This is a genomic window from Gordonia sp. Z-3, assembly GCF_036233855.1.
Taxonomy (GTDB): Bacteria; Actinomycetota; Actinomycetes; order Mycobacteriales; family Mycobacteriaceae; genus Gordonia; species Gordonia tangerina.
On sequence record NZ_JAZARS010000034.1, the window covers coordinates 1 to 21585 of the forward strand.

Genomic DNA, 21585 nt, shown 5'->3' on the forward strand with positions numbered 1-21585 from the left:
CGGCTGACAGCTTTCGCGGGCATTCCTATCTGAGGCATGAGTCGGATTTCGCGGGCAGTTTGACGTGAGGCACTACGCCCGTGGCGGCGCCGGCGACGCGTAGGATCGGACGCATGTCATGGCTTGACCAGCTTCTTTCCTCGCGATCACACAAACGGGAAATGATCTCGCCCGAACGGGCGCTGCCGGGTCGCGCCGAGGGAATCCCGGTCGCCGATGAGCATCTGCTCCTGCACCACCCGCTCCGGGGTGCGATCGACCCGGAATTCCCCGACGGCGATCTCGGCATCGGGGACTTCGGCCGAGGTCTGTCGGCGGTGATTCTGGCCGGTGGGTGTTTCTGGGGGATCGAAGAGATCTATTGGCAGCTGCCCGGCGTGTACACCACTGCCGTCGGCTACGCAGGCGGGTACACGCCGAATCCGACCTACAACGAGGTATGTAGCGCACGCACCGGACACACCGAATCGGTGCTCGTGGTGTTCGATCCCGAGGTGATCGACCTCGAAGGCGTCCTGAAGGTCTTCTGGGAGAGCCACGATCCCACCCAGGAGATGCGGCAGGGCAACGATGTGGGGACGCAGTACCGGTCGGCGATCTACACCCTGACCGACGCCGACGCTCGGCTCGCCGCGCAGAGCGCGGAGAAGTTCGAGACCGTGCTGAGGCAGGCGGGGCTCGGGCCCATCGCCACCGAGATCAGCCCGCTCGCCGACGCCGGGGACGGCCGCTTCTACTACGCCGAGGACTACCACCAGCAGTACCTCGCGAAGAACCCGCACGGCTACCGCTGCCACGCCGCCACCGGCCTGCGTTATCCCGCCGCCTGAGCAGGTGGCCGAGAAGATCACCACCGGTCAATGGAACCGGACGCTGCTGCATCGCCAGCACCTGCTGGAGCGAGTCGCCGAGGACGCCATCGAGGTGCTCGACCGGTGCGTGGGCCTGCAGGCGCAGGACCCGCGTGCGCCGTTCTTCGGACTGGCCTCGCGCATCGCCGATTTCGACCCGTCCGAACTCGACGATCTGCTCACCGACCGCGAAGTCGTTCGGATGGCGATGTTGCGGTCCACGGTCTTCCTGATGGATGCCGAGGACGCCCGTTGGGTACGACCGCTCGCGCAGCCGGCGCTCGACGCGGAACTGGCCATACATGCGCGCAAGCTGAACGGGGTGCGGCCCGCGGATGTCGTGACCGATGCCGCCGAGTTGCTGGCGGGCGGGTCGTTGTCGGGTACCGAACTCGGCCGTGCGCTGCAGGAACGTCATCCCGACGCGCCGGCGTCGACTCTCGTTGCGGTGGCGCGGTGCGCCCTTCCGCTGGTCCAGGTACCACCGCGTGGGTTGTGGCGGGGGTCGGCCGCACCGACGTATCGGCTGTTCGACGACTGGGTCGGCTCGGGGGAGCCGGCGGTTGCCGGCGATGAGGCGCGCCGTGATCTGATCCGGTTATATCTGCGCGGTTTCGGCCCGGCCACCGTTGCGGGCATCCAGAGCTGGTGTGGGTTGACCAGGCTCACGCCGTTGGTCGAGGAGATGGAGGCCGATTGGGAACTCGTGGAGCGCATCGGGCCCGACGGTGAGCGGTTGTTCGACCTGGAGGGTCTCGACATCGTCGACGCCGATCGGCCGGCGCCGATCAGGCTGCTGGCGCCGTATGACAATGTGCTTGTCGCGCAGGCCGACCGGCGGCGGATCGCTGAGAAGGAGCGATTCGGCCGGCTGCGCACTCCCAACGGACGATCGCCAGGGTTCGTGCTGGTCGACGGATGGCTGGCCGGGTCCTGGCGCATCGCCGACGGGCGCGTCCACCTGGAGGTGATGATCGAGCTGTCGTCATCGCAGCGTGACGATCTGGAAACCGAAGTTCAACTGCTGCAACAATTCCTCGACGGAAACGGTTGAGGCCGGATCAGTCCCCGGTGCGTGGGTTGCGGTTGGTGATGCAGTATCGGCGGCCCACGGGGTCGCGCATCACTGTCCACTGCTCGAGGCGTTCGACGACCTCGGCGCCCCAGTCCTCATGTCGCGCCACCTCGTCCTCGACGGCATTGGCTGCCAGGTCCAGATGGCCCGACGCGGTCTGGGAGGGATCGTCGGGACCGTTGCGTTGCAACAGGATTCCGATCGCGAGGGCGGGGTCGCGGGACAGGCGTACCAGCTCGGGGCGGCTGGTGGGCGTCGTCGGACGGCCGGTGATCGCAGACCAGAACTCGATTTCGCGGTCCCACGCGCCGTGCGGCACGTCGATGCATACCTGATCGATGATGCTGATCGTGTCGCCGGGCCACCGGATGGGTCGCGAACGTACTGATTCCCCCTGCCAGGCGACCAGGCAGAAGACAAATCCGGCCGGTGACGTCAGCGACACCCACCCGGTGTCGAGGCTGCTGCGAAGGATGTTGGCGCCCAGCCGGATCGCTTCATCGGTTGCCGCGCCCAGATCGTCGACGTGCAGGTCGAGGTGAATGCCGCCCGGCCCCTCGTCGATGCGCTGGACCCGCAGATGCGGATCCCCGTTGAACGGTTCGAGCGAAGCGAACTCGCGGTGCTCGCCCCGAGGCGGTGACACGGTACTGCCGGCGATCGCCCGCCAAAACGTCACCTCGGCGCCGAACTGGTCGGACGGGAAATCCAAGAACGCCGTAAGCCATCGGATTCGCACGCCGAAAGTCTAGGGCCGTCGAGCGCGCGGGGCCGCGCATTACACTCGGCCGCATGACCGGTGGACCCTTCAGATCGATCGCCAAGCGTGTGGCGCGTTCTCGCGCGGACCGGGTTGCCGTCGTCCGGCTCGACGGCCCGATCGGGCCGACCGGCGTGGGACGTCACGGGATCAGCACCGACGGCGTCGAGCCCATCCTCAAGCGGGCGTTCGGCACCGAGCACGTCAAGGCTGTCGTCATCGTGATCAACTCACCCGGCGGATCGCCCGCGCAGTCGGAGTACATCGCCGAACGCATCCGGCAACTGTCGGCGGAGAAGGGCGTGCCGGTACTCGCCTTCTGCGAGGACGTCGCGGCGTCGGGCGGATACTGGATCGCCTGCGCCGCCGACGAGATCTTTGCCGCTCACACCTCCATGATCGGGTCGATAGGGGTGGTCTCCTCGGGTTTCGGCCTGTCCGATGTGCTCTCCCGGTTCGGTGTCCAACGTCGGCTCTACACGGCGGGTGACAACAAGGCCCGCCTCGACACCTTCTCGCCGGAGCGGCCCGAGGACGTCGAGTGGCTGCGCGGTCTGCAGGGCGAGTTGCACGAGGCGTTCATCAGCTGGGTGCGGCAGCGGAGGGGCAAGAAGCTGAACGCGCCCGACGCGGAGTTGTTCAGTGGTGACCTGTGGGTGGGTGGCCGCGCGGTCGAAGTGGGCTTGGTCGACGCGATCGGCGTCATGCGGTCGGTGATCGCCGAGCGCTACCCGGATGCGGAGATCACTGTGATCGACGCACCCAAGCCGCTGCTCGCGCGGCTCCTCGGCGGGCAGGTGAGCGTGCAGAACGTTGTACAGAACGCGGTGACCGGTGCCCTCGAAGTGCTCGATCGGCCCATCAGAACCGAACTCCGCTGACTTGCGCAGAAAGGCCGGTTCGGCCGCCTCGTTGAGCAGTTGTGCGCCGTTCTCCCCAAGTTATCCACAGGATGGCGCACGTTGGGGAAGATTCTTCGGGTGTGACCCAGCTCTGCACTTTGGTGAAGAGTGTGTAACACTGAGCAACCATTTCAGTGACGACTATCACACCACATGTGAAAGCGGTCACAGCGGAGGCGGAGGTCGGGCCGGGTTTCTCCACAATTTCCACAGTCTCATCCACAGGTTGATGGTCGCCGATGCACACTTCCGATCGGTTTGGCAAAGCGGCATGTGGATAGATATATGCAGGTCGTCATAGTCCGTTGTGCGGCGTCCGGCCCGTGTCAATCCGAGTCATGCGCGTCGAAGTTGTGCACAGGCGTTCCGGGCATGATCCGCGCCCGCGACCGGACGGCTGTGCCACCATGGTTCCGTGAGTATGGGCGACATCCGACAGGTGGCGGTGACCGAGCTCCCGAACGATTTCACCGACGACACCGACCGCGTGCTGCTCGACGTGCGCGAGCCCGACGAGTGGGCGTCCGGGCATGTCCGGGGAGCGCTGCACATCCCCCTCGGTGACGTTCCCGCGCGACTGGGTGAGATCGACCTCGACGCCGAGTTGCTCGTCGTGTGTCACTCCAGCGGGCGGTCGATGCGTGTGCTGCAGTACCTGGGCCAGATGGGCTACGAGGGCAGCTGTGTCCGCGGCGGCATGCTCGCGTGGGTCGAGAACGGCAAGCCCGTCGAGACCGGGAGTGCCGGCTCGCAATGATCGACCTCTGCCCGCGGTGCCGCATCCAGGCGCCCCACCGCCCCGGACGCGAGCGCTGCCCCCGATGTGGTGGTCCGCTCCGTGTGCTCGACTCGGATCTGCTCGGGCCTCCGCGGCAGGCGGCACCACCAGCCCCGGCAGCACCGCCGTCACGGCCGGCGCCGGTGAGCGGTCCGCGCAGTGGCCGGCTCTACCGGAGCCGACACGTCCGGTGGGTGGCCCGACGTCCACCCGAGGCGATTCCGACGATTCGACGACCGGAATTCGTCGCGCGGCCCCGCTACATCCCGCGCTACGTCTACATCCCGCAATGGGGACTCAAGGACGGGGGACTCAAGGACGGGGGACTCACAGACGGGGGCCTGGGCAACGCGACCGGCGGGCGGGCTGCCGCCTCGCGTGGTGGCGCACTGTCCGATGCCCTGACCCGTGCGCTGTACGTCCTGGCTGCCGCGCTCGGGCTGGCCGCAGTCGCGCACCTGCTGCGTTACGTCTTGCTGATCATCAACCGGTCCACGCCGGTCCCGGCGTGGACGGATCTGGTCACCTCCACCCTGGTCATCTTCGGTGGCCTGCTCGCACTCGGCTGCTTCGTGTACACGACCGTCGTCTTCGCGCGATGGGTGATGGCCATGCGTACCGAGGCCTACCGCTGCGTTGATCGTCGCGATCCACGGCCACGGTGGCAGATCGTGCTCCTGGCGGTGGTGCCGCTGGTGAACGTGCTGGGTGTGGCCGTGCTGCTGCACGAGGCCGCCCACGTCCGGACCGACCTCGACGGCGACCGCACCCGACGCCGCCTGACCCGCATGTGGGTCGCCTGGGCGATCGTGAACGCACTGGCGGTGGCCGCGATCGTGACTCGGGTGGTCGCGACCTGGTCGGGATCGATCCAGACCGGTGCCAACGGCTTGGTGGCGGTCACTGTGTCCGCCGCATGTTCGGCGGTCTTCGCGCGATGGCTGGCCGACCGGCTCGAGGTCACTTTTGCCACCTCACAGCAGGACCCGGTTCCGGCGCGCCGATGGGTGATGGCCGCATGACGGGCGCCGAGCAGGTGTCCCGGTCGGGGAAGCCGGCCGTCGTCGCCCATCGCGGAGCCTCGGCGGATCTGCCCGAGCACACCCTGGCCGCCTATGAACGCGCTCTCGCGGAGGGCGCCGACGGCCTCGAGTGCGACGTCCGGCTCACCAGCGACCACGAACTCGTCTGCGTGCACGACCGAACCGTCGACCGAACCTCCGACGGGGTGGGCGCGGTCAGCGAGATGTCGCTGGCCCAACTGCGCGAACTCGACTTCGGCAGTTGGCACCCGGCCGCAGAACCGGCGTCCGTGCTGACGCTGCGGGAGCTGATCACCCTCACCCTCGACTGGCGCCGGCCGGTCCGGCTGTTCATCGAGACCAAACACCCGGTGCGCTACGGCAGCCTCGTCGAACAAAAGCTCCTCGCGATGTTGCACGAGTTCGGTGTCGCCACTCCGCCGTCGGCCGATCACAGTCGCGCCGTGGTCATCTCGTTCTCATCAGCCGGGGTCTGGCGAATCCGTCGGCATGCGCCGATGCTGCCGACGATTCTGCTCGGCGACACCGCTCGGATGCTCGGTGGGAGCGCGGCGACCGCGGTGGGTGCCACCGGCATCGGCCCCTCGGTGGAGACGTTGCGGATGAATCCGGACCTCGTCGATCGTGCCGCGGCCGCCGGACGGGTCACCTACTGCTGGACCGTCGACGAGCAGCCGGATGTGCAGATGTGTGCCGACCTCGGTGTGCGGTGGGTCGCCACCAACAAACCGGCCAAGGTGCGCGACTGGCTCGTCACCGTCGACTGACCGCCCACCGCCCACCGCCCAGCCCGCGCTCACCGCGCGCCCACCCCGTGAGAGGGTGGACGCATGGCGAAGAAGAGCAAACGCGGCAGTGGTCCGCGGCCGGGAAGTAATCGCGCCGAGCGGGTCGCCGCCCGCAAGGAGCGTCAGCGGGCCGCGATGGCGCCGCCGCCGCGGCCATTCGCCGGACTCGCCGCCGAATGCGACCTGGTGGCGATGCGTGCCTTCGTCGCCTCGGCCACAGTGGAACTCGGGTCCGAAGCACTGACCCAGGGGACCGATCGCAGCGTGCTGTTGGCCAGCATCCTGCCCGGTGCGGTGCGCGCGATCGTCCGCAACACCGACGATGGGCCGCAGGGTGTGGTCGCGCTGCAGACCGAGGTGGACCCCGACGACGTCAACCGGGAGATCGCCGACGCGCTCGTGTGGTCGACGCAGGCCGCCCCGGACACCGACTTCGTGCCCTCCGACGAGCCGCCGGCACTGACCGATGTCCTCGCGCCGCAGACCCAGCTCGACATCGTCGTGCACGACGACTTCGGGTGGTGGTTCCCGCCGGGTACCGACGTCCCGGCCGAATTCGCCGACATGCTCGAGCAGGCCAAGGATTCCATCATGCCCAGCGCGCGGCTGTCCGCCAAGAGTGGGATCGGCGCACCCTGGTGGGTCGACGCCGGCGAGCGCGCCCACCTGCGTTGGGTGCGCCCCGAACCGGAGGACGAGGTGATGAACGCGCTCGCCCGGTTGCACGCCGCTGGTCGGCTCACCCTGGGCGAGGGGTCGCGGTTCGCCGGTTCGTTCCGCACCCACGGGCTACTGGTGCCGGTATTCGACCTCGACAACGAACTCCATCACGAGGAATGGGCGCCGGCGCTCGATCAGTTCGACGAATGGCTCACCGAGGCACTGGCGGTCGAAGGCGACCTGACCACCGCAGAGGTGCGCTCGCGCGACGGCATTCGCGGCCGTCAGGTCACCCTGCGCTGAGATCTCCGGGGGATCAGAGGTTCCCGCCGGCGGCCGGCGGCGGTGTCGCCGACGACGGTGCGTTCCCGTTGATCTCGCGCTGCACGAAGTTCTCCAGATCGAACAGGTTGCCCTGCGCACGATCGGCGATGGTCTGCAGGGTCGTCATCGTGGCGACCTCCTCGACCTGCTCGGCCAGGAACCACTGCATGAACTGCTCGCCGAGATAGTCGCCGCAGTCGCGCGCGGCACGGGCCAGGTCGACGATCTGTTCGGTGACCGACTTCTCCTGTGCCAGTGCGAGTTCGATGGGTTCGCGGTAGTCGGCGAAGGTGGTCCGTGGGGCCGGTGCGCCGGGGATCTCCACATCGACGTCGCGGTCGAGGAAGTACTGCACGATCATCATCGCGTGGTTGCGTTCCTCCACGGCCTGAGCGTAGAAGTGCTTGGCCAGTTGCGGCATGTCGTTGCTGTCGTAGTAGACCGCGACCGCGATGTATTGCTGTGCGGCGGCGAACTCGTTGCCGATCTGCTCGTGCAGCAGTTTCCGGAAGACGGTGTCGTCGGTGCTCGATGTCATGGCGTCCAGAGTAGGCGCCACGAAATCCGGGGATCGGCTCAGCGCAGGCTAACTGAGTTGAGCCTCACCACATTTCACCACCGGCCGGCGTCAGCCGCCGATGACACCGGCTTGGGTGGAGAGCAGGTCTTCGGGCACCGCGGCGCCCTTGCGGATGTAGGTGAAGAACTGTTCGGTGTTGTCGCCGACGGCGAGCGAATCGCCGTCGGAGGTGTACTCACTGCCACCGGTCGGAGTGGTGGTGGTGATCGGGTCGCCGCGCAGCGACCAGGCCAGTCCGGCCAGATTCCACAGATGATCGCCGTCGTCCACGGTCACCGCATCGACCGCGGAGTTGACGAAGGGGATGAGCCGGAAGGGATTCAGCAGGACCGAGGGGCTGGTGGCCTTCGCCATCAGGGCGCTGAGGAATTTACGCTGATTCTCGATGCGCTCGAGGTCGGCGTTGGGGAAGGCGCGGGTCCGGACCAGGCCGAGTGCCTGCTGACCGTTGAGATCCTGGCAACCGGCGGGCAGGTTCAAACCCGCTTTGGGGTCGTTGAGTGTCTGATCGAGGCAGATGTTGACCCCACCCACCGCGTCGACCACCTGGTCGAATCCGCCGAAACCGATCTCGGCGTAGTGATCGATGCGCGCACCGGTCAGCTGTTCGACGGTCTGTACCAGCAACTGTGGTCCGCCGAAATTGAACGCGGCGTTGATCTTGTGCGAGCCCTGTCCGGGGATCGGCACGTACAGATCACGCGGGATGCTGATCAGCATCGCATCACCGCTCGGCGGCTTGTACACCATCATGATGGTGTCGGTGCGGGAACCGTCGCTGTCACCGGTGGACAACTCGGCGCGCTCGGCGTCGCTGAGGTCGGCTCGCGAATCGGTGCCGACGATCAACCAATTGGTGCCGGGGGTGTCGGCCGGGCGCCCGGCGTAGGCCGTCAGCGCATCGGTGCGATGCAGTTTGCTGTCGTAGTAGAAGACCAGACCCACCGACGCGACCACCAGCACCAACAGTGCCACCAGGAGCAGTCGGCCGACGCGCAGTCGTCGTCGCCGACGGCGGCGCGGCTTCGGTGCGGCGGTTCCGGAGCGGCCGCCGGGTCGTCGGGGTCCGCCGCCATCACCGCCGTGGCGCGCCGACGACCCGGCACGCGCGGGCACCGGTCGTCGCATGCGTTCTGCCGCGGGGACGGGCTCGGGCCGCTGCGTGGGCGCGTAACTCTGCCGGTTGCCGGGTGACGCCGAACCCGGCGCATCCGACCAGGCCAGCGGGGGTCGGTAGTGCGCATCGTCGGCACGTCGGTCGCGCAGGTGCGCGGTGGCCTCCGGCGGGTTGGGGGGAACCGGATTGCGACGCGGTCCGGGCGCCTGACGGGTCCGGCCGGCGTCCGGATGGGGCGGCGGTGGACGACGCGGCGAACCCTGAGGGGGAGATGCGGAAGGTGGCGGCGGGGAAGCATGTCGCGGGGGAGATGGGACGGGTCTGCGAGCGCGGTCGCCGGCGCGCGGGGCGGGTCCTGCAGGGACGTCGCGCCGTCGCATCATCGGCTGGTCGGGCTCATTCATCTCATCCAATGTACGCATCGACGCCTCGCGTTCCGGCGCGCTGCGCGACCGAGTGGAGCGGACACACAATCAATCCATCAAGCACTGTGACATTCACTATTGACACATAGTCACCCCGGATCTAGTGTCGGAGATCACAGACGATGGGGTCCAGGAGGTGTCCGATGCCAGCGACATCGCAGGTGAGGCGGCATGATGGCGCAGCGCGGGTGGCAATTGCCCAACGCCTGATCAACGGGTCGGTGAAGCGGTCGTATGAGCCGGTCGTCGAACTGGACTGGGATCGCGAACCCGAATCCGATCGCTACTTCCTCCCGCCGCGGGTGCTGACGCTGGCCGGGACCGACCTGTGGGCCGGACTGTCGGAGGAGCGGCGGATCGAGGTGTCCCGACAGGAGCTGGCCAACATCCTGTCGGTCGGCATCTGGTTCGAGAACCTGCTCAACCGCACGCTGCTCGATCGCCTGATGGCCGCGGACCCGGCGTCGGCCACCACGCATTACGCGCTGACCGAGATGGGTGACGAGTGCCGGCACATGGTCATGTTCGGTCGGGCGATCGAATGGTCGGGCGCCCGGCCGTTCCGGATGCGGTGGTGGGAGCGGGCGGTGATGACGATGCTGCCCTCCGCGCTGCGCGGCAGCCTGCTGTGGGTGGCCGCCCTCGTCGGGGAGGAGATCTTCGACGCCCTGCAGCGCGAGATGCTCGACGATCCAGAGTTGCAGCCGCTCGTGGCACGGCTGATGCAGATCCACGTCGCCGAGGAAGCGAGGCACATCGGTTTCGCCCGGGACGGCATCATGCGCCGCACACCCACTCGCGGCCGGTGGGAGACGGTCGTGGCCGCCAACGGACATGCGCTGGCGGGGGTGCTGTTCCGGCGGCTGTTCACCAATCCGGCGATGTACACCCGCGCCGGCCTCGACGGCCGGGCCGCCGCGCGGGTCGCGCGCGCCAACCCGCACTTTCACGAGGTGCAGATACGTGGCTTTGCCTCGCTCGCGGCGTTTCTCGAGGACGCCGGACTGATGAGCCGGCTGTCGCGATACGGGTGGCGGCGCGGCGGATTCCTGCCATGAGCAGCCATCCGACGGTGGCGGTCACCGGCACCGGACTGCCGGCGCAACGCCTTCGAGCGCGCATCCGACGTTCGGCGGTGCGGATCAACATCGTCTCCGATGCCCTGAGGGCCGGGGTGGCGGTGCACGAGCGCAGTGCGCCCGCGGGGAGCTACCTCGATCTCATGTCGGCGGATCGCGACGGTGAGGTGTTTCTCGATGACCCACGGGCTGTTGACTATGTGGCGTCGATGCTCGAGCACCTCGCCGTCGTCGGTGCGCACTCGCTCACCGTGCGCAAGCCCATCGAGAACGAGTGGGCGGCCATCGGGACGCCCCGGCGTCGCAGGTCGCGGCTGCGTCGGTTCCGTCCCGACGACTACGACTGGGTGGGTGTCGAATCCATCGAGGACGACGTCGTCGACGGCATGGCGGTGCTGTCGGTCGATGGCGACGAGCTGTCGGCGCGAGTGCGGGTGACGGGTCATCTCGACCCACTCGACGGGCGATACCACTGGGCGGGCGTGGTTTTCGGTGACGAAGTCCGACGGTGGAAGAACAACCGGGTCACCACGGTGGCCGTCGCGATGGACGGCGGCGAGCCGGTGGGTGCCCGGCTGGCCGAGGTCACCCCCGCCGGTACGGTTCGGATCGTGGGAGTGGGCGCGCCGCCGTACGCTCTCGACGCGCTGGTGGTGTGAGAGCGATCGGTCAGCCGACCCAGCTCAGATGGTCGTGCAGCAGCGCATAACCGACGAAAGCGACGATGTCCATCACTGCATGCGCCACGACGAGCGGCCACACCCGCGAGGTGACCTGGAAGAACCGCCCGAACACCAGTCCCATCACCACGTTGCCGAGTCCCGCGCCGACACCCTGGTACAGGTGGTAGCCGCCGCGTAGCACCGAACTCGCGGCGAGAGAGGCATTCTCGGATGCACCGAGTTGCCGTAGCCGGGTGATGAAGTAGGCCACCACGATGATCTCCTCGGCGGCGGCGTTGCCCACCGCGAGCAGGATCAGGATCGGCCAGCGCCACCACACCCCGTCGACCTCGCTGGGGACCAGGTGTGCGTTGACGCCCAGCGCACGAGCGATGGCCACGAGCGCCAGGCCCGGCAGCCCCACCACTGCGGCGAGTCCGACGCCGGCGGGCAGGTCGCGTCGCGTTGGCCCTCGGTCGAGGCCGGCGAGCCGCAGAAATCCACTGCGCCACAGCAGGTACACTCCCAGCCCGCCGATCGCGAACAGTCGCAGGGCGCTCATCAGCTGACGGGCGAAGTCGATCCACCCCAGGTCCGAACGTGACGGATTCAGCGCGACTGTCGTGTTGCCGATGCCGCCGGCCAGCTGTGCCTCCACCAACGACAGGGCCGCCGAGATCGCGGAGAACGCAAAGGTGAGGGCGCCGACGATGACCAGCTCGAGGATGAGTGCGCGGCGTTCGACGGGGTCGGTGACGACGGCGATCCCGGCCGGACGCGCGGGGTGCACAACCGATCTCAGCGTGGCGCGCATGATGGCCAGCGTACGGGCCGGGCGCCTCCGGTCTCAGTCCGGCAGGCTGTTCAGGAAGGGGCAACCCGCGAGCGTGCGCAACGCCTGGGAGAGTTCGTGGACATCGGAGACCGGTCGCGTGAACGGCAGTCGCACGTCGGAATCCCCGCCGCGTCCCTCGATCCGGAAGCGGATACCGAACCGGTCCAGTCCGAGTGGCCGAACGCGGCCGTCGCGCATGTCTCGCGGCAGGCGCCGCACAAGCTGTCCGACCAGGTCGGCGTGATCGGAATCCAGATGTGCGATCCAGTCGCCCTCGTACTCCCAGAACGGGTCCGGGGTCGCACCCGCGAGCTCGGCAGACGGGACCGAGGCCGCACCCGCGGAGGTGGCGATGACGGCGCTGTCGATCTGCAGCCGCAGCATCGAACTGCCGTGGCCCAGGTCGAGTAGCCCGTCGTCGGGGTGTTCGGTGGCGATCTCCACGGCCAGATCGCGTTCCAGATTCGTGGGGACGGCATGCAGGGTGCCGTTGAGCCAGACCAATGACCGAACCCGTTCGCGCAGATCGATCGGGGCGCAATCGGTGACCTCGACCATGGCGGCGATCCCGTCGGGGCAGTCACCGGCCAATGTCACCGCGTCGCCGTCGGTGGGGACCAGGACGAATGCCTGCGACTCGAACAGATGCACCACGTTCACCGGAGTCGGCTCGGCGCCCTCGACAGCGAGGGTGGCGACGCTGACCTGGCGGCATGCGGTCTGGATCAGTTCGGCGTCCGACGGACGGTCGGTGAGTGCCCGAGTCATGCGCTCCTCGCTTTCGATCGGCGGGTTAGTCCTTATTAAGGCAACCCTAACCTAAATACCTATCCGGTGTTCGTCAATCCTTTCGATGACGGGTCCGAGAACGTCGATCGGCGGTTGCGTCGGCTCGACTAGGCTCTTGTCGTGTCCGTGTTCGCCTACTTCGGTCCCTCGGGGACCTTCACCGAGATCGCCCTCGACCGGCTGCTGACCACCCGGCTGCCGCGGCAAAGCGCCCCCCGCCCGACGGGTGACGTGGAGAAGATCGCCGCCAAGAGCCCGGCCGCCACCATCGAGATGGTGCGCGCCGGGGCGGCCGATTTCGGCTGTGTCCCGATCGAGAGTTCCGTGGAGGGTGCGGTCCCGGCCACCGCCGACGCGCTCGTCCCGCCGGGGCCGGGTACCGCCGGGCGGGTGCAAGTGTTCGCCGAGGTCGTGCTCGACGTCGCGTTCACGATCGGCGCGCGATCGCCATTGGAACCGTCACAGGTGCGCACGGTGGCGGCCTATCCGGTGGCCGCGGCGCAGGTGCGCGAATCCATCGAGAAGCTTTATCCGCAGGCGCAATTCGTCACCGCGTCGTCGAATTCGGGTGCTGCCGCCGACGTTGCGGACGGCAAGGCGGACGTGGCCGTCACCACCTCGCTGGCGGCGGAGTTGTCGGGCCTGGTGGTCCTCGCCGACGCGGTGGCCGACGCCGACGACGCCTACACCCGGTTCCTGCTGATCGGCGCACCGGCCGCGCCGCCCGCGGCGACCGGCTCCGACCGGACGTCGGTGATCCTCGACCTCCCGAACGTGCCGGGCAGCCTGATGACTGCGATGGACGAATTCGCCTCGCGTGAAATCGATCTGACGCGAATCGAATCCCGTCCGCGGCGCGACGTGCCGGGTTCCTACCGCTTCTACCTCGACGCCGTCGGTCATATCGACGACGACGCGGTCGGGGAGGCGTTGCGCGCGTTGTACCGCCGTTGTGAGCGGGTGGTGTTCCTGGGCTCGTGGCCCTGTGATCGCGCCACGGGGTCCCCGCCGCCCGACACCGCCGACAGCGTCGCCTGGTTCGAGAGTCTGCGCAGCGGGGAGGTGCGCTAGTGGCGCGGCTGTATCTGGTTCGTCATGGTGAGACCACCTCCAACGTCATGCGGCGCCTCGACACCGCCCTGCCCGGCGCCGCGCTGACCGATTTCGGTGTGCGCCAAGGGGTTCGCTATGCGCTGGAGAATCCGCGATCGAGTGACGTGGTGTTGGTGAGTTCGGTGGCCAGGCGTGCGCAGCAGACCGCAGAGCTGATCGGATCGGTGTGGGAGGTGGACCCCGACGTCGCCGAGGGCATCCACGAAGTCCAGGTGGGTGACCTGGAGGACCGTTCCGACGACGACGCCCACGGCGTGTTCAAGGACGTCGTCGAACGGTGGCATCGGGGGGATCTCGAAGCGCGGCTGCCCGGCGGCGAGTCACTGGCCATGGTCTATGACCGCTACCTACCGGTCATCGACGACCTGCGCGCGGGGCATCTCGAGGGGGCTGATCAACGCGATGTCGTGGTGGTCAGTCACGGCGCGGCGATCCGGTTGATCGCGGCCCGCCTGGCCGGTGTCGACCCCGGCTTCGCCGCAGAGACACACCTGCGCAACACCGGTTCCATCGAACTCGAGTTCGTCGACGGATTGTGGCGCCTGCACCGGTGGGGTGCGGTGGCCGGCCCGTTCGGTCCGCGCATCGACGAACCGCTGGTGACCGAGCCGTCCGCCGATCCGATGGGGTAGTTCTCGTCGTTGGTCCGGCGGGACTGGTCTCGATACGGCGCCTCGCCCAGGGGCTCGGTGCCTACTCGACCACCGACTATGGGCGTCGGCGGGCCACCAACCGCTGGTCGAGGGCCGCCAACCGCTGGCGACTACTCGACCAACCGCTGGCCGAGGGTCGCCAACCGCTGGTCGATGGCCGCCAACCGCTGGTCGAGGGTCGCCAACCGCTGGTCGAGGGTCGCCAACCGCTGGTCGAGGGCCACCAACGGCTGGTCGAGGGCCGCCAACCGCTGGTCGAGGGTCGCCAACCGCTGGTCGAGGGCCACCAACGGCTGGTCGAGTAGTCGCGAGGCGCTAGCGGGTCCTCTGTCGCAGTGCTGGTCATCCCGCACTCCATTCTGCCATCGACCATCTTTCACACGTAATGATACCTAGCATCTATCACAAATGCTAGGTAGCATGCTCGGTGATCGACTCCGATGACGACAGCGAAGGGTGGCGGCGATGGGTGTACGGCGGCCGTGGAAGATGCGGTGTCACTACGACCGCACGAAGGTGTCCAGCGGCGACCCGGAGATGGTGGGCACCTACACGATTGACACCGCGCGGCCGATCGATGCGATGTCTGCCCACGCTGATCGGGAGGTGGCCGAGGATGCCGCGCAGACGGTGTCACGCAATGGTGGGCCGTGTCCTAGCGCGACCCCGCCACCACCCAAGCCAAAGTGGTCAAACGCCAGATCGGCAACGCCGTAGCCGTACCGGTCGCCACCTTCCTCGGCCACCGCGTCGCCGCCAGCCTGTCCACCAGCCCCACCACGGTGGCGGCATAATCCACCCCACCACCCCGGAAAGGACCAGCACCGTGAGTACGTCCCGCCAGGTCGCTGTCAGCTATCAACCGCTCTCGCAGAAGATCTACGCCGGCACACTCAACGCCGCCGGCAATGCCTTCCTCGCCGGTAAACGCGATGTCACCCACTCCGCGATCGCCGCAGCCGCCCAGTACATCCTCGATACCTATCCCGAGGGCATGGTGCTCTGTGGCCCGGACGGCACCGGCTGGAGCATTGACGTCACCCCGCTACCGGCCGCCGACCCCCGCGACGGTGAGCCTATCGACGGCGAGCACAGCGACCGGTGATTACCTACCTCGAGCACGCCCGCACCGAGGCTGGCCTCACCCAACAACAACTGGCCACCGCCGCCGGCGTGCACCGCATGACCGTCGCCTCGATCGAGGGCGGTAACGCCCCCAAACCGGCCACCGCCACCAGCCTGGTCACCGCACTGGCCCACCACGGCATCGACGACGTCGACCCCACCTCGGTGCACCAGGGACGACTCCGCAGCGACCCCGACGCCGCAGCCGCGCTCTATCAACTCGGCCGCCTGCTGACCTACCTGCCGCTGCGCTCACCCAAAGACGAGTTCTGGACCATCCTCGGCGAACACCTCGGCCGCGCACCGGACTTCCTACGCACCAGACTGCGCACCCTGCACACCGACATCTACGACCTCACCGACCACGAACTGACCGCCGTCGACGACCTCGCCCACCTATTGCGCCACCTGCCGGCCACCCCAGCCACCGCCCACGCCCTACGCGGCGGCCACTGGTTCGCCACCGACGACATCGCACTACTGTGGCTCACCACAACCACCACCGCCGCCTGGACACTGTGGCTGCACACCAACCCCGACCACCTACCCCGCTGACACCCGCCGATTCGCTACCTACTCAGGAGAGAGATTGCGCCTCTACCGTCGAACTCGTTCGGCCCTGATGTTCCTCATTTGTACTGTGGTTGCCGGAACCCTTGTAGCAGCATGTGGGTTTCAAGAAACGCCGTACCGCAAGAGCATCGACGCGAACGGCGCTGCCGAACGCATCGAACGACGAGGTATGCACGTCCCCGACGGCTTCGAGTTCGCCCAAGGATATGTCTGGCCGGTGGCTTCGGTCGGCTCCTCAGCGTTCGCCATCCGGTACGACGGGCCTACCGATCAGTTCCGGACGTTGCAAGCAGCGGACTTCACTAGCGGGCTGTCGCAGTTCGAGGATCTGCCGTGCGCGTCTATTCCCTCACCGTGGGCCGGCGACGATCTCACCGAGCTCGGTTTGGCTTGCCCCGCCGGCGGTGGCGCGCGGATCAGCCGGTCCCAGAGTGCCCGCAATCCCGACCAATCTCTGACCCAGGCTGAACAGGCAATTGTCCTGAACTCCACCCCGTCACATACACAGGTGTTCGTGGTCTACAGCGGGACGTAGCCGAGCCACCGGTGCGCAACCGGCGACTCGGCTACTGGCTTGCTAGCGCAGGCCTTCCCACGCGATCTGACTGCCATGTCCGAAGACCTGGAACCACTTGTTGATGCCGAGCCGGAACCCGCGCAACGCGATCTCCGTGGCGAAATCGACCGGAAGCGAGTTGGTGTACTCGGGGTCGAAATCGTAGACATCGTAGGTGTGTGCCTGCTGCACCAGCTTGATCGGATGCTGGCCCGCCGGACCCGGCCGTGCGATGACCGATGTGCACGCCGACATCGAGTACCTGCCGGCCGCGTACCACTGATCACTGCCCGACAGCCCTCGGGTCAGAATCCAGCGCTTGCGCTCAACTCCCTCATCATCCTTGTCGATCGCGATGAAGGTCGCTTTGAAGGGCTTGTTGAGCCGATCGGCATATTCGATGGCGGTGGCGACAGTCCGGTCACGATTGGCAGACCGCACCAGCGCGGGTGCAGTGAAACCGTCGATCCCGGTGAACGACTCTTCCATCCACTCGTCGATGGTGCTCGGTGCCAGTGTGACGGCGATGCCCGGGTCTTCGTACATGTGCTTCCACAGGTACCGGGTAACTTCATAACCCCCCAAGGTGGCCAGGGCGTTGTCGACCATGACCGCTTCCTGGCGATTCTGCTCAGCCAGAGAGCCGTCGGGATCATCGACGGTGTTCCAGTCCGCGAAGGTGTCTGGCGTGGGCGGCCACGCGGGATACTCCGGGAAAATCCAGGTGTCATCGAGGGTCAACTCATCGGACTCGTCGACCTGGTGAACGCCGCCGAGCTGGCCGTCCCACAGTTGGATCGTTCCTCGTTGGAATGTCTGCGAGACGTTATCGCCGGTGTAGACCGGGTCACCTGTCGGGTAACCGTACGGTCCGGCTTCATAGCCCGAGAGACCCCAGAACATGTGCAGCGGCCCGTACACCGGGTGCGCCCCGGTGGTGGGGTGCCAATAGATGGCTCCGCCCTGGAAGGTGGTGAAGCGGCCCGTGCCGTCGGGCGCGACGACCTCGTCCGAGGTCGGGAACTTCAGCACCCCGGTCTCGGCGCCGAGGGCTGTCCACTTGTCGTAGATGGCGCCCTGGATCGAGTGCGCTCCGGTAGCCGGCGACCAGTAGATGTGGCCGCCCTGGAACTGCTGGCGGCGGCTGATGCCGTCAGACAGCACGATCTCGTCGGTCTTCGGGTATTTGAGGAACCCGGTCTCATAGCCGTGATCGCCCCACTTGAACAAGAACTCGTGGGCGACCGGGTGCGCGCCGGTGGCCGCCGACCAGTAGATGTTGCCGCCGATGAACTCCGAACGCTTGCCGGTGTTGCCCGGGTTGGTCAGCTCATTGCTCTTGGGAAACAGCAGAAAACTCGTCGGTCCGCCCATCTGGTTGTACTTGTCGCGGATCGCACCGCACACCTGGAACGAGGTGGGCGGGTAGATCTGGCAGCCGGCCGCCACTGCCGCGGTAGCCGCTGCGGTGGCCGCGAAGTCCTGCACGGCTGGCGCGTTGCCCTCGTCGACGGTGGTGGCCGCAGCCGCGGCTGCAACCTCAGACGTGGTCTTGTCCTGCATAATCACTACTCCTTGCGATTGTTGAAATCGTCGCCTTCTAGTGGCGGCGAGTTGCTCGATGACGGTGACGAGCTAACGACAGACTGGCACCCCACACTGACAAGTTAGAGAACCTCCAGGTCACCACCTCATTCGACAGAAATACTCGTCGACCGTCCCGATGAATGCGTCGTGGACACCTGTCCTCAACACAACACCGCAGATAAATCACCCATTTCCCCACCACCGGAACCGCCGTCGGCGCCCACCTGTCAGACCGGCCCGGTACCTCTACGATCAGGTTGCACAGCAAGCCTTTACCGCCACTAACGCAGCCCGGCTGGCACCAGCACGCCACCGTCGCGGCGACACTGTCAACCACCGTGGAACCGTGAATACAGAAATTCGCTCAATCACCAGAAAAGGAGAATTAACCACATGGCAGATACATTGTTTGCCGATATTTCCGAATGGCAACCGGTACTCGATGACAGCTATCCCTACACATGGTTGTCAATTCGATCGAACGACGGCACATATCGCGACCGCAATTTCACACATAATTGGGATATGGCGCGGTCGTGGCTCGATTCCGGACGGTTGCGGGGACTGATCGTGTATTGCGTGTACCGGCGCAACTGGCGCGATGTGTTGGCTACCCACCTCGACCTGCAGGGCGAGAACCGCCCCGATGTCGTGTCGATGGTCGACGTGGAATCGTGGGGCGGACAGATCACCGACGACAACAGCGACGCGATCAACCGGCTCGTCTGGGCGATCGGCGACTGGCGCGGCCCGCACATCCACGGCCGACCGCGCCGGGTGATCGGCTACCTCAACCCCCACGACGCCCACATCTGGCCCCACCGTCCACCGATCGGGTTCGTCGTCCCCTCCTACGGGTCGGCGCCGGTGTTCCCGCCCGGCACCGGAGACCTGGCAGCGCAGATGATCGCCCACCAGTACACCAACGGCCAGGGCTACGGCCACGGCCTGCCCGAGGGCTACGGCACCGTACGCTGCGACATGAACGCCGCCAACGGGTATGACCCCGACCAGCTGCGCACCGCCACCGGCATCGGACGGTCAGCGCGAACACCCGCCCGATGACCCCAGCCGCTGGCCGCGTCCGACTGTCACCCCCACCCCCTATCGTGCGAATACATGTTCGACCAGGAGGTGAGGGGTGACACGTCAGATCATCGGGCATCCCGGCAGCTATAGCCCAACCAACACCCACACCCCACGCCATCGTGACGTGAACGCCCATGCACGCCGATAACAGCGCCCACCTACGCGCTGCCGCCCGCCGCCGCCACGAACACACCCGCAACCGCGCCCTCGCCGCCCTCGACACACACCCCGGCCCCATCACAGTCTCAGAACTCGCCCGTACCGCCGCCGTCGCGCGATCGTGGATCTACACCCAACCTGACATCCTCGCCCGCATCAAAGCCTCAACCACCACCGACCGATCACCAACCCCCACCGCCGAGACCGAACCCCACCCCGACACCGCCGCTCGACGACCGAACGGCACAAACCACCACAGGAACCCGAACCTGGCAGCCGAAAATGCCCGCCTACGACACCAACTCGCTACCGCACACCGCCAGCTACACGCCACACACCGAAGGCACGACCGATAACCCTCCCATCACCACTCACCATCCTCAACACTGCCCCGCATCGCAGACAAAGCCTCCGGCATCGATGTTTCCGGCGATGACCGAATGCTCTACGGTCGCCTCCGAACCGATGTTGTGCCGCCTGCCCTCATGCCCGACCCTCTGCTGACGGTGAGCTCGGACCGGCATCGGCCGCCAGTCGGCGGGTACACACACCACGCAGGCGATCCCACGTGACATCGTCGACCCCCACGGGTGGGCCACCACGGAGCACCACCTGCAGGCGGGCGAAGTAGACGTGTTCGCTGATGCCGAAGGCCAGCCAGATGTCCTCGCTACTGCCCCCGCCGAACGGCGCCCACCGCAACGCGAACGCAACCATCACCCCGCGCTCGCGCCACCACTCCATCTGCCCAACCACATCGGTGAGTATCGCCGACCACACCACTCCCTGTCCCCGCGAAGCGGGACTGTCCGATATTCGGTGTAAGTGGGCGTGTATTCGAATTTCCTTTCGATCAGCGATCTTCGGCTGCTGGCATCCGGTCAGCGAACGTGATGGCCAGGGCGTTGAGCGCTGGCTTCCAGCGTGGGGCCGACTTGGTTTGACCGGTACCCTTCGGATCGGTTGGTGGAGTCTGGGCGCTGACCCAGTTGGCCCGAGTTTGTGTTTGAGAACTGCGGGGCATCGTGCGCAGATGGGGGCCGCGGCCCTTGCTGTGCACGATGCCCACAGCTGTCTCTCGCCACACGCCACGACGGTGGCTCGCGCGGTCAATGGGGGGGGAGATCGCCCCGCGAGCACCCCGAATGTCTTGGCGTGCGACGCCCCAACGTGAGACTTTGTCAGGTTAGCAAGTGGGCAGGCCAGATGGAGGCAAATCGTATCCTCATGGAAGCGAAACGACCTGTCGTGCAACGCTCGTAGAGGGCCGAATCGGCATGAGCGGGGTTGAGATGCAAGGTGCATGCATGTCACCTCGTGAGTGCACGGCAGATCTGAGAAACCCCGAACCGAGCGCGATGCTCGGCGATGAACGCACACATCACTGGTGTCGCGGGCCTCTCTCCCGGATGCTCTACGTCAAGCCTGGCAGATGACCCGCCAGATCAACGACCTCAAGCACCAGATCCGAGACCGCCCTGTTGCGGGGTATGCCTGCCCCGTGGTCACCACCCAGCACTGGTGAACAGGGCAACCAACATAGCGGCAGTCGTGATAAGCAGCAATGCCGAGATCACCAGTTCGCTGCGCGGTGCGGTCACCAATGCCGACGGCACCTCATCGTCGGTGCTGCTGAGAACGGTGACCGGCGCAACTTCTGACGCCGACTCCTGTGATGGTGTGCTCATGTGTGTCCCCCGTGATGATGCTGGCAGATAAATCCCCCTGCCACGGCGCATAACCACGTTCCACGGTAAGACATTCCACCGACATCGTCGATGTCAGATACGACACGGCCAACTACTCAGGTTCGCCGGTCCGAAGCGGGCATGCGCGCGGGCGGCGGGGTCGGTTCAGTGATCACCGCCCCGCGCACCTGCCCGGGTGGGTGCGGCCGGGTCGAAGTCGCCCGGCAGCAATGAGCAGGATGAGCAGGTCTAATTCGGTCGGCACCACATGCAGATTCAGGTTCCACACTCGTGCGGTGTGGTTCCCCCGGAATCGTGGAGGACTCCTCTATGCGGCTTCGGGCTCGGTCAGTGCGGCGTTCTCGTAGTCGACC

25 protein-coding genes and 1 pseudogene are annotated in these 21585 nt (G+C 66.8%); 16 read left to right on the forward strand and 10 right to left on the reverse strand.

Annotated features, from left to right (window positions below; translation table 11 throughout):
• Nucleotides 1-113 precede the first annotated feature (113 nt).
• Together msrA and VX037_RS23285 are read left to right on the forward strand one after the other, a co-directional pair.
• Entirely contained in the window at nt 114-830 is a 717-nt protein-coding gene (gene msrA, locus VX037_RS23280; protein WP_235725698.1) for a peptide-methionine (S)-S-oxide reductase MsrA, read from the forward strand.
• A 4-nt stretch (nt 831-834) separates the two neighbouring features.
• Nucleotides 835-1905, forward strand: a complete 1071-nt coding sequence (locus VX037_RS23285; protein ID WP_235725700.1) for a winged helix DNA-binding domain-containing protein — start codon at nt 835-837, stop codon at nt 1903-1905.
• Between the two features lie 7 nt (nt 1906-1912).
• On the opposite strand, the gene VX037_RS23290 is transcribed toward VX037_RS23285, so the two are convergent.
• Entirely contained in the window at nt 1913-2665 is a 753-nt protein-coding gene (locus tag VX037_RS23290) for a VOC family protein (protein ID WP_235725702.1), read from the reverse strand.
• 53 nt (nt 2666-2718) lie between these two features.
• Here VX037_RS23290 and VX037_RS23295 point away from each other — a divergent pair, with 53 nt between their 5' ends.
• The 5 genes from VX037_RS23295 to VX037_RS23315 all read left to right on the forward strand — a co-directional run bounded on the left by VX037_RS23295 (nt 2719) and on the right by VX037_RS23315 (nt 7160).
• A complete protein-coding gene (locus tag VX037_RS23295) occupies nt 2719-3567 on the forward strand; it encodes a S49 family peptidase (protein ID WP_235725703.1) in 849 nt (282 codons plus the stop codon).
• Between the two features lie 442 nt (nt 3568-4009).
• Complete coding sequence (locus tag VX037_RS23300; protein ID WP_235725737.1) at nt 4010-4345, forward strand: rhodanese-like domain-containing protein; 336 nt, start codon at nt 4010-4012, stop codon at nt 4343-4345.
• Between the two features lie 83 nt (nt 4346-4428).
• Nucleotides 4429-5388, forward strand: coding sequence for a DUF4328 domain-containing protein (locus tag VX037_RS23305; protein WP_287014781.1), 960 nt, complete (start codon nt 4429-4431; stop codon nt 5386-5388).
• Nucleotides 5385-6176, forward strand: coding sequence for a glycerophosphodiester phosphodiesterase (locus VX037_RS23310; protein WP_235725705.1), 792 nt, complete (start codon nt 5385-5387; stop codon nt 6174-6176). Before VX037_RS23305 ends, VX037_RS23310 begins: the two co-directional genes overlap by 4 nt.
• Nucleotides 6177-6239: 63 nt before the next feature.
• Entirely contained in the window at nt 6240-7160 is a 921-nt protein-coding gene (locus VX037_RS23315) for a DUF5926 family protein (RefSeq protein ID WP_328716068.1), read from the forward strand.
• A gap of 13 nt (nt 7161-7173) precedes the next feature.
• Here the strand turns inward: VX037_RS23315 and VX037_RS23320 are convergent, their stop codons facing one another.
• Nucleotides 7174-7719, reverse strand: coding sequence for a ferritin (locus VX037_RS23320; protein WP_235725707.1), 546 nt, complete (start codon nt 7717-7719; stop codon nt 7174-7176).
• Between the two features lie 90 nt (nt 7720-7809).
• The gene (locus tag VX037_RS23325) at nt 7810-9282 is read right to left on the reverse strand and encodes an LCP family protein (RefSeq protein WP_308203688.1); all 1473 of its coding nucleotides are present in this window, start codon (nt 9280-9282) and stop codon (nt 7810-7812) included.
• Between the two features lie 164 nt (nt 9283-9446).
• Between VX037_RS23325 and VX037_RS23330 the strand changes: the two genes are divergently transcribed.
• The gene (locus VX037_RS23330; RefSeq protein WP_328716069.1) at nt 9447-10361 is read left to right on the forward strand and encodes an AurF N-oxygenase family protein; all 915 of its coding nucleotides are present in this window, start codon (nt 9447-9449) and stop codon (nt 10359-10361) included.
• The gene (locus VX037_RS23335; RefSeq protein ID WP_235725713.1) at nt 10358-11041 is read left to right on the forward strand and encodes a DUF4873 domain-containing protein; all 684 of its coding nucleotides are present in this window, start codon (nt 10358-10360) and stop codon (nt 11039-11041) included. The genes VX037_RS23330 and VX037_RS23335 overlap by 4 nt, the downstream gene beginning before the upstream one ends.
• 10 nt (nt 11042-11051) lie before the next feature.
• Here VX037_RS23335 and VX037_RS23340 read toward each other — a convergent pair whose 3' ends face one another.
• Together VX037_RS23340 and VX037_RS23345 are read right to left on the reverse strand one after the other, a co-directional pair.
• Nucleotides 11052-11858, reverse strand: a complete 807-nt coding sequence (locus VX037_RS23340; RefSeq protein WP_235725715.1) for a CPBP family intramembrane glutamic endopeptidase — start codon at nt 11856-11858, stop codon at nt 11052-11054.
• 33 nt (nt 11859-11891) lie between these two features.
• Entirely contained in the window at nt 11892-12647 is a 756-nt protein-coding gene (locus VX037_RS23345) for a DUF2470 domain-containing protein (RefSeq protein WP_235725717.1), read from the reverse strand.
• Between the two features lie 141 nt (nt 12648-12788).
• Here VX037_RS23345 and pheA point away from each other — a divergent pair, with 141 nt between their 5' ends.
• Both pheA and VX037_RS23355 read left to right on the forward strand, forming a co-directional pair.
• Nucleotides 12789-13739 (forward strand): prephenate dehydratase, encoded by a 951-nt coding sequence (gene pheA, locus VX037_RS23350; protein WP_235725722.1) that lies wholly within the window; start codon nt 12789-12791, stop codon nt 13737-13739.
• The gene (locus tag VX037_RS23355) at nt 13739-14413 is read left to right on the forward strand and encodes a histidine phosphatase family protein (RefSeq protein ID WP_235725724.1); all 675 of its coding nucleotides are present in this window, start codon (nt 13739-13741) and stop codon (nt 14411-14413) included. Before pheA ends, VX037_RS23355 begins: the two co-directional genes overlap by 1 nt.
• Before the next feature lie 131 nt (nt 14414-14544).
• Here VX037_RS23355 and VX037_RS23360 read toward each other — a convergent pair whose 3' ends face one another.
• On the reverse strand, nt 14545-14721 hold the full coding sequence (locus VX037_RS23360) for a hypothetical protein (RefSeq protein ID WP_328716071.1): 177 nt from the start codon (nt 14719-14721) through the stop codon (nt 14545-14547).
• A 399-nt stretch (nt 14722-15120) separates the two neighbouring features.
• On the opposite strand from VX037_RS23360, the gene VX037_RS23365 reads away from it, so the two are divergent.
• The 4 genes from VX037_RS23365 to VX037_RS23380 are packed head-to-tail and all read left to right on the forward strand — an operon-like array spanning nt 15121 to nt 16667.
• A complete protein-coding gene (locus VX037_RS23365) occupies nt 15121-15228 on the forward strand; it encodes a DNA cytosine methyltransferase (protein WP_235723267.1) in 108 nt (35 codons plus the stop codon).
• Nucleotides 15229-15260: 32 nt separating this feature from the next.
• Complete coding sequence (locus VX037_RS23370) at nt 15261-15539, forward strand: DUF7446 family protein (RefSeq protein WP_235723268.1); 279 nt, start codon at nt 15261-15263, stop codon at nt 15537-15539.
• Complete coding sequence (locus tag VX037_RS23375; protein ID WP_235723269.1) at nt 15536-16114, forward strand: helix-turn-helix transcriptional regulator; 579 nt, start codon at nt 15536-15538, stop codon at nt 16112-16114. Before VX037_RS23370 ends, VX037_RS23375 begins: the two co-directional genes overlap by 4 nt.
• A 34-nt stretch (nt 16115-16148) precedes the next feature.
• Entirely contained in the window at nt 16149-16667 is a 519-nt protein-coding gene (locus VX037_RS23380; RefSeq protein ID WP_328716073.1) for a hypothetical protein, read from the forward strand.
• A 42-nt stretch (nt 16668-16709) separates the two neighbouring features.
• Here VX037_RS23380 and VX037_RS23385 read toward each other — a convergent pair whose 3' ends face one another.
• Entirely contained in the window at nt 16710-18251 is a 1542-nt protein-coding gene (locus VX037_RS23385) for an LGFP repeat-containing protein (protein WP_287014788.1), read from the reverse strand.
• A gap of 417 nt (nt 18252-18668) precedes the next feature.
• On the opposite strand from VX037_RS23385, the gene VX037_RS23390 reads away from it, so the two are divergent.
• Nucleotides 18669-19340 (forward strand): hypothetical protein, encoded by a 672-nt coding sequence (locus VX037_RS23390; RefSeq protein WP_328716074.1) that lies wholly within the window; start codon nt 18669-18671, stop codon nt 19338-19340.
• Between the two features lie 666 nt (nt 19341-20006).
• Here VX037_RS23390 and VX037_RS23395 read toward each other — a convergent pair.
• The 3 genes and pseudogenes from VX037_RS23395 to VX037_RS23405 all read right to left on the reverse strand — a co-directional run bounded on the left by VX037_RS23395 (nt 20007) and on the right by VX037_RS23405 (nt 21211).
• Complete coding sequence (locus tag VX037_RS23395) at nt 20007-20279, reverse strand: hypothetical protein (RefSeq protein WP_235723275.1); 273 nt, start codon at nt 20277-20279, stop codon at nt 20007-20009.
• 97 nt (nt 20280-20376) lie between these two features.
• Nucleotides 20377-20496, reverse strand: a pseudogene (locus VX037_RS23400) (hypothetical protein); the annotation flags it as partial.
• 532 nt (nt 20497-21028) lie between these two features.
• Nucleotides 21029-21211 carry a hypothetical protein gene (locus tag VX037_RS23405; RefSeq protein ID WP_235723276.1) on the reverse strand — a complete coding sequence of 61 codons (183 nt, stop codon included), beginning with the start codon at nt 21209-21211 and terminating at the stop codon, nt 21029-21031.
• Between the last annotated feature and the right edge of the window lie 374 nt (nt 21212-21585).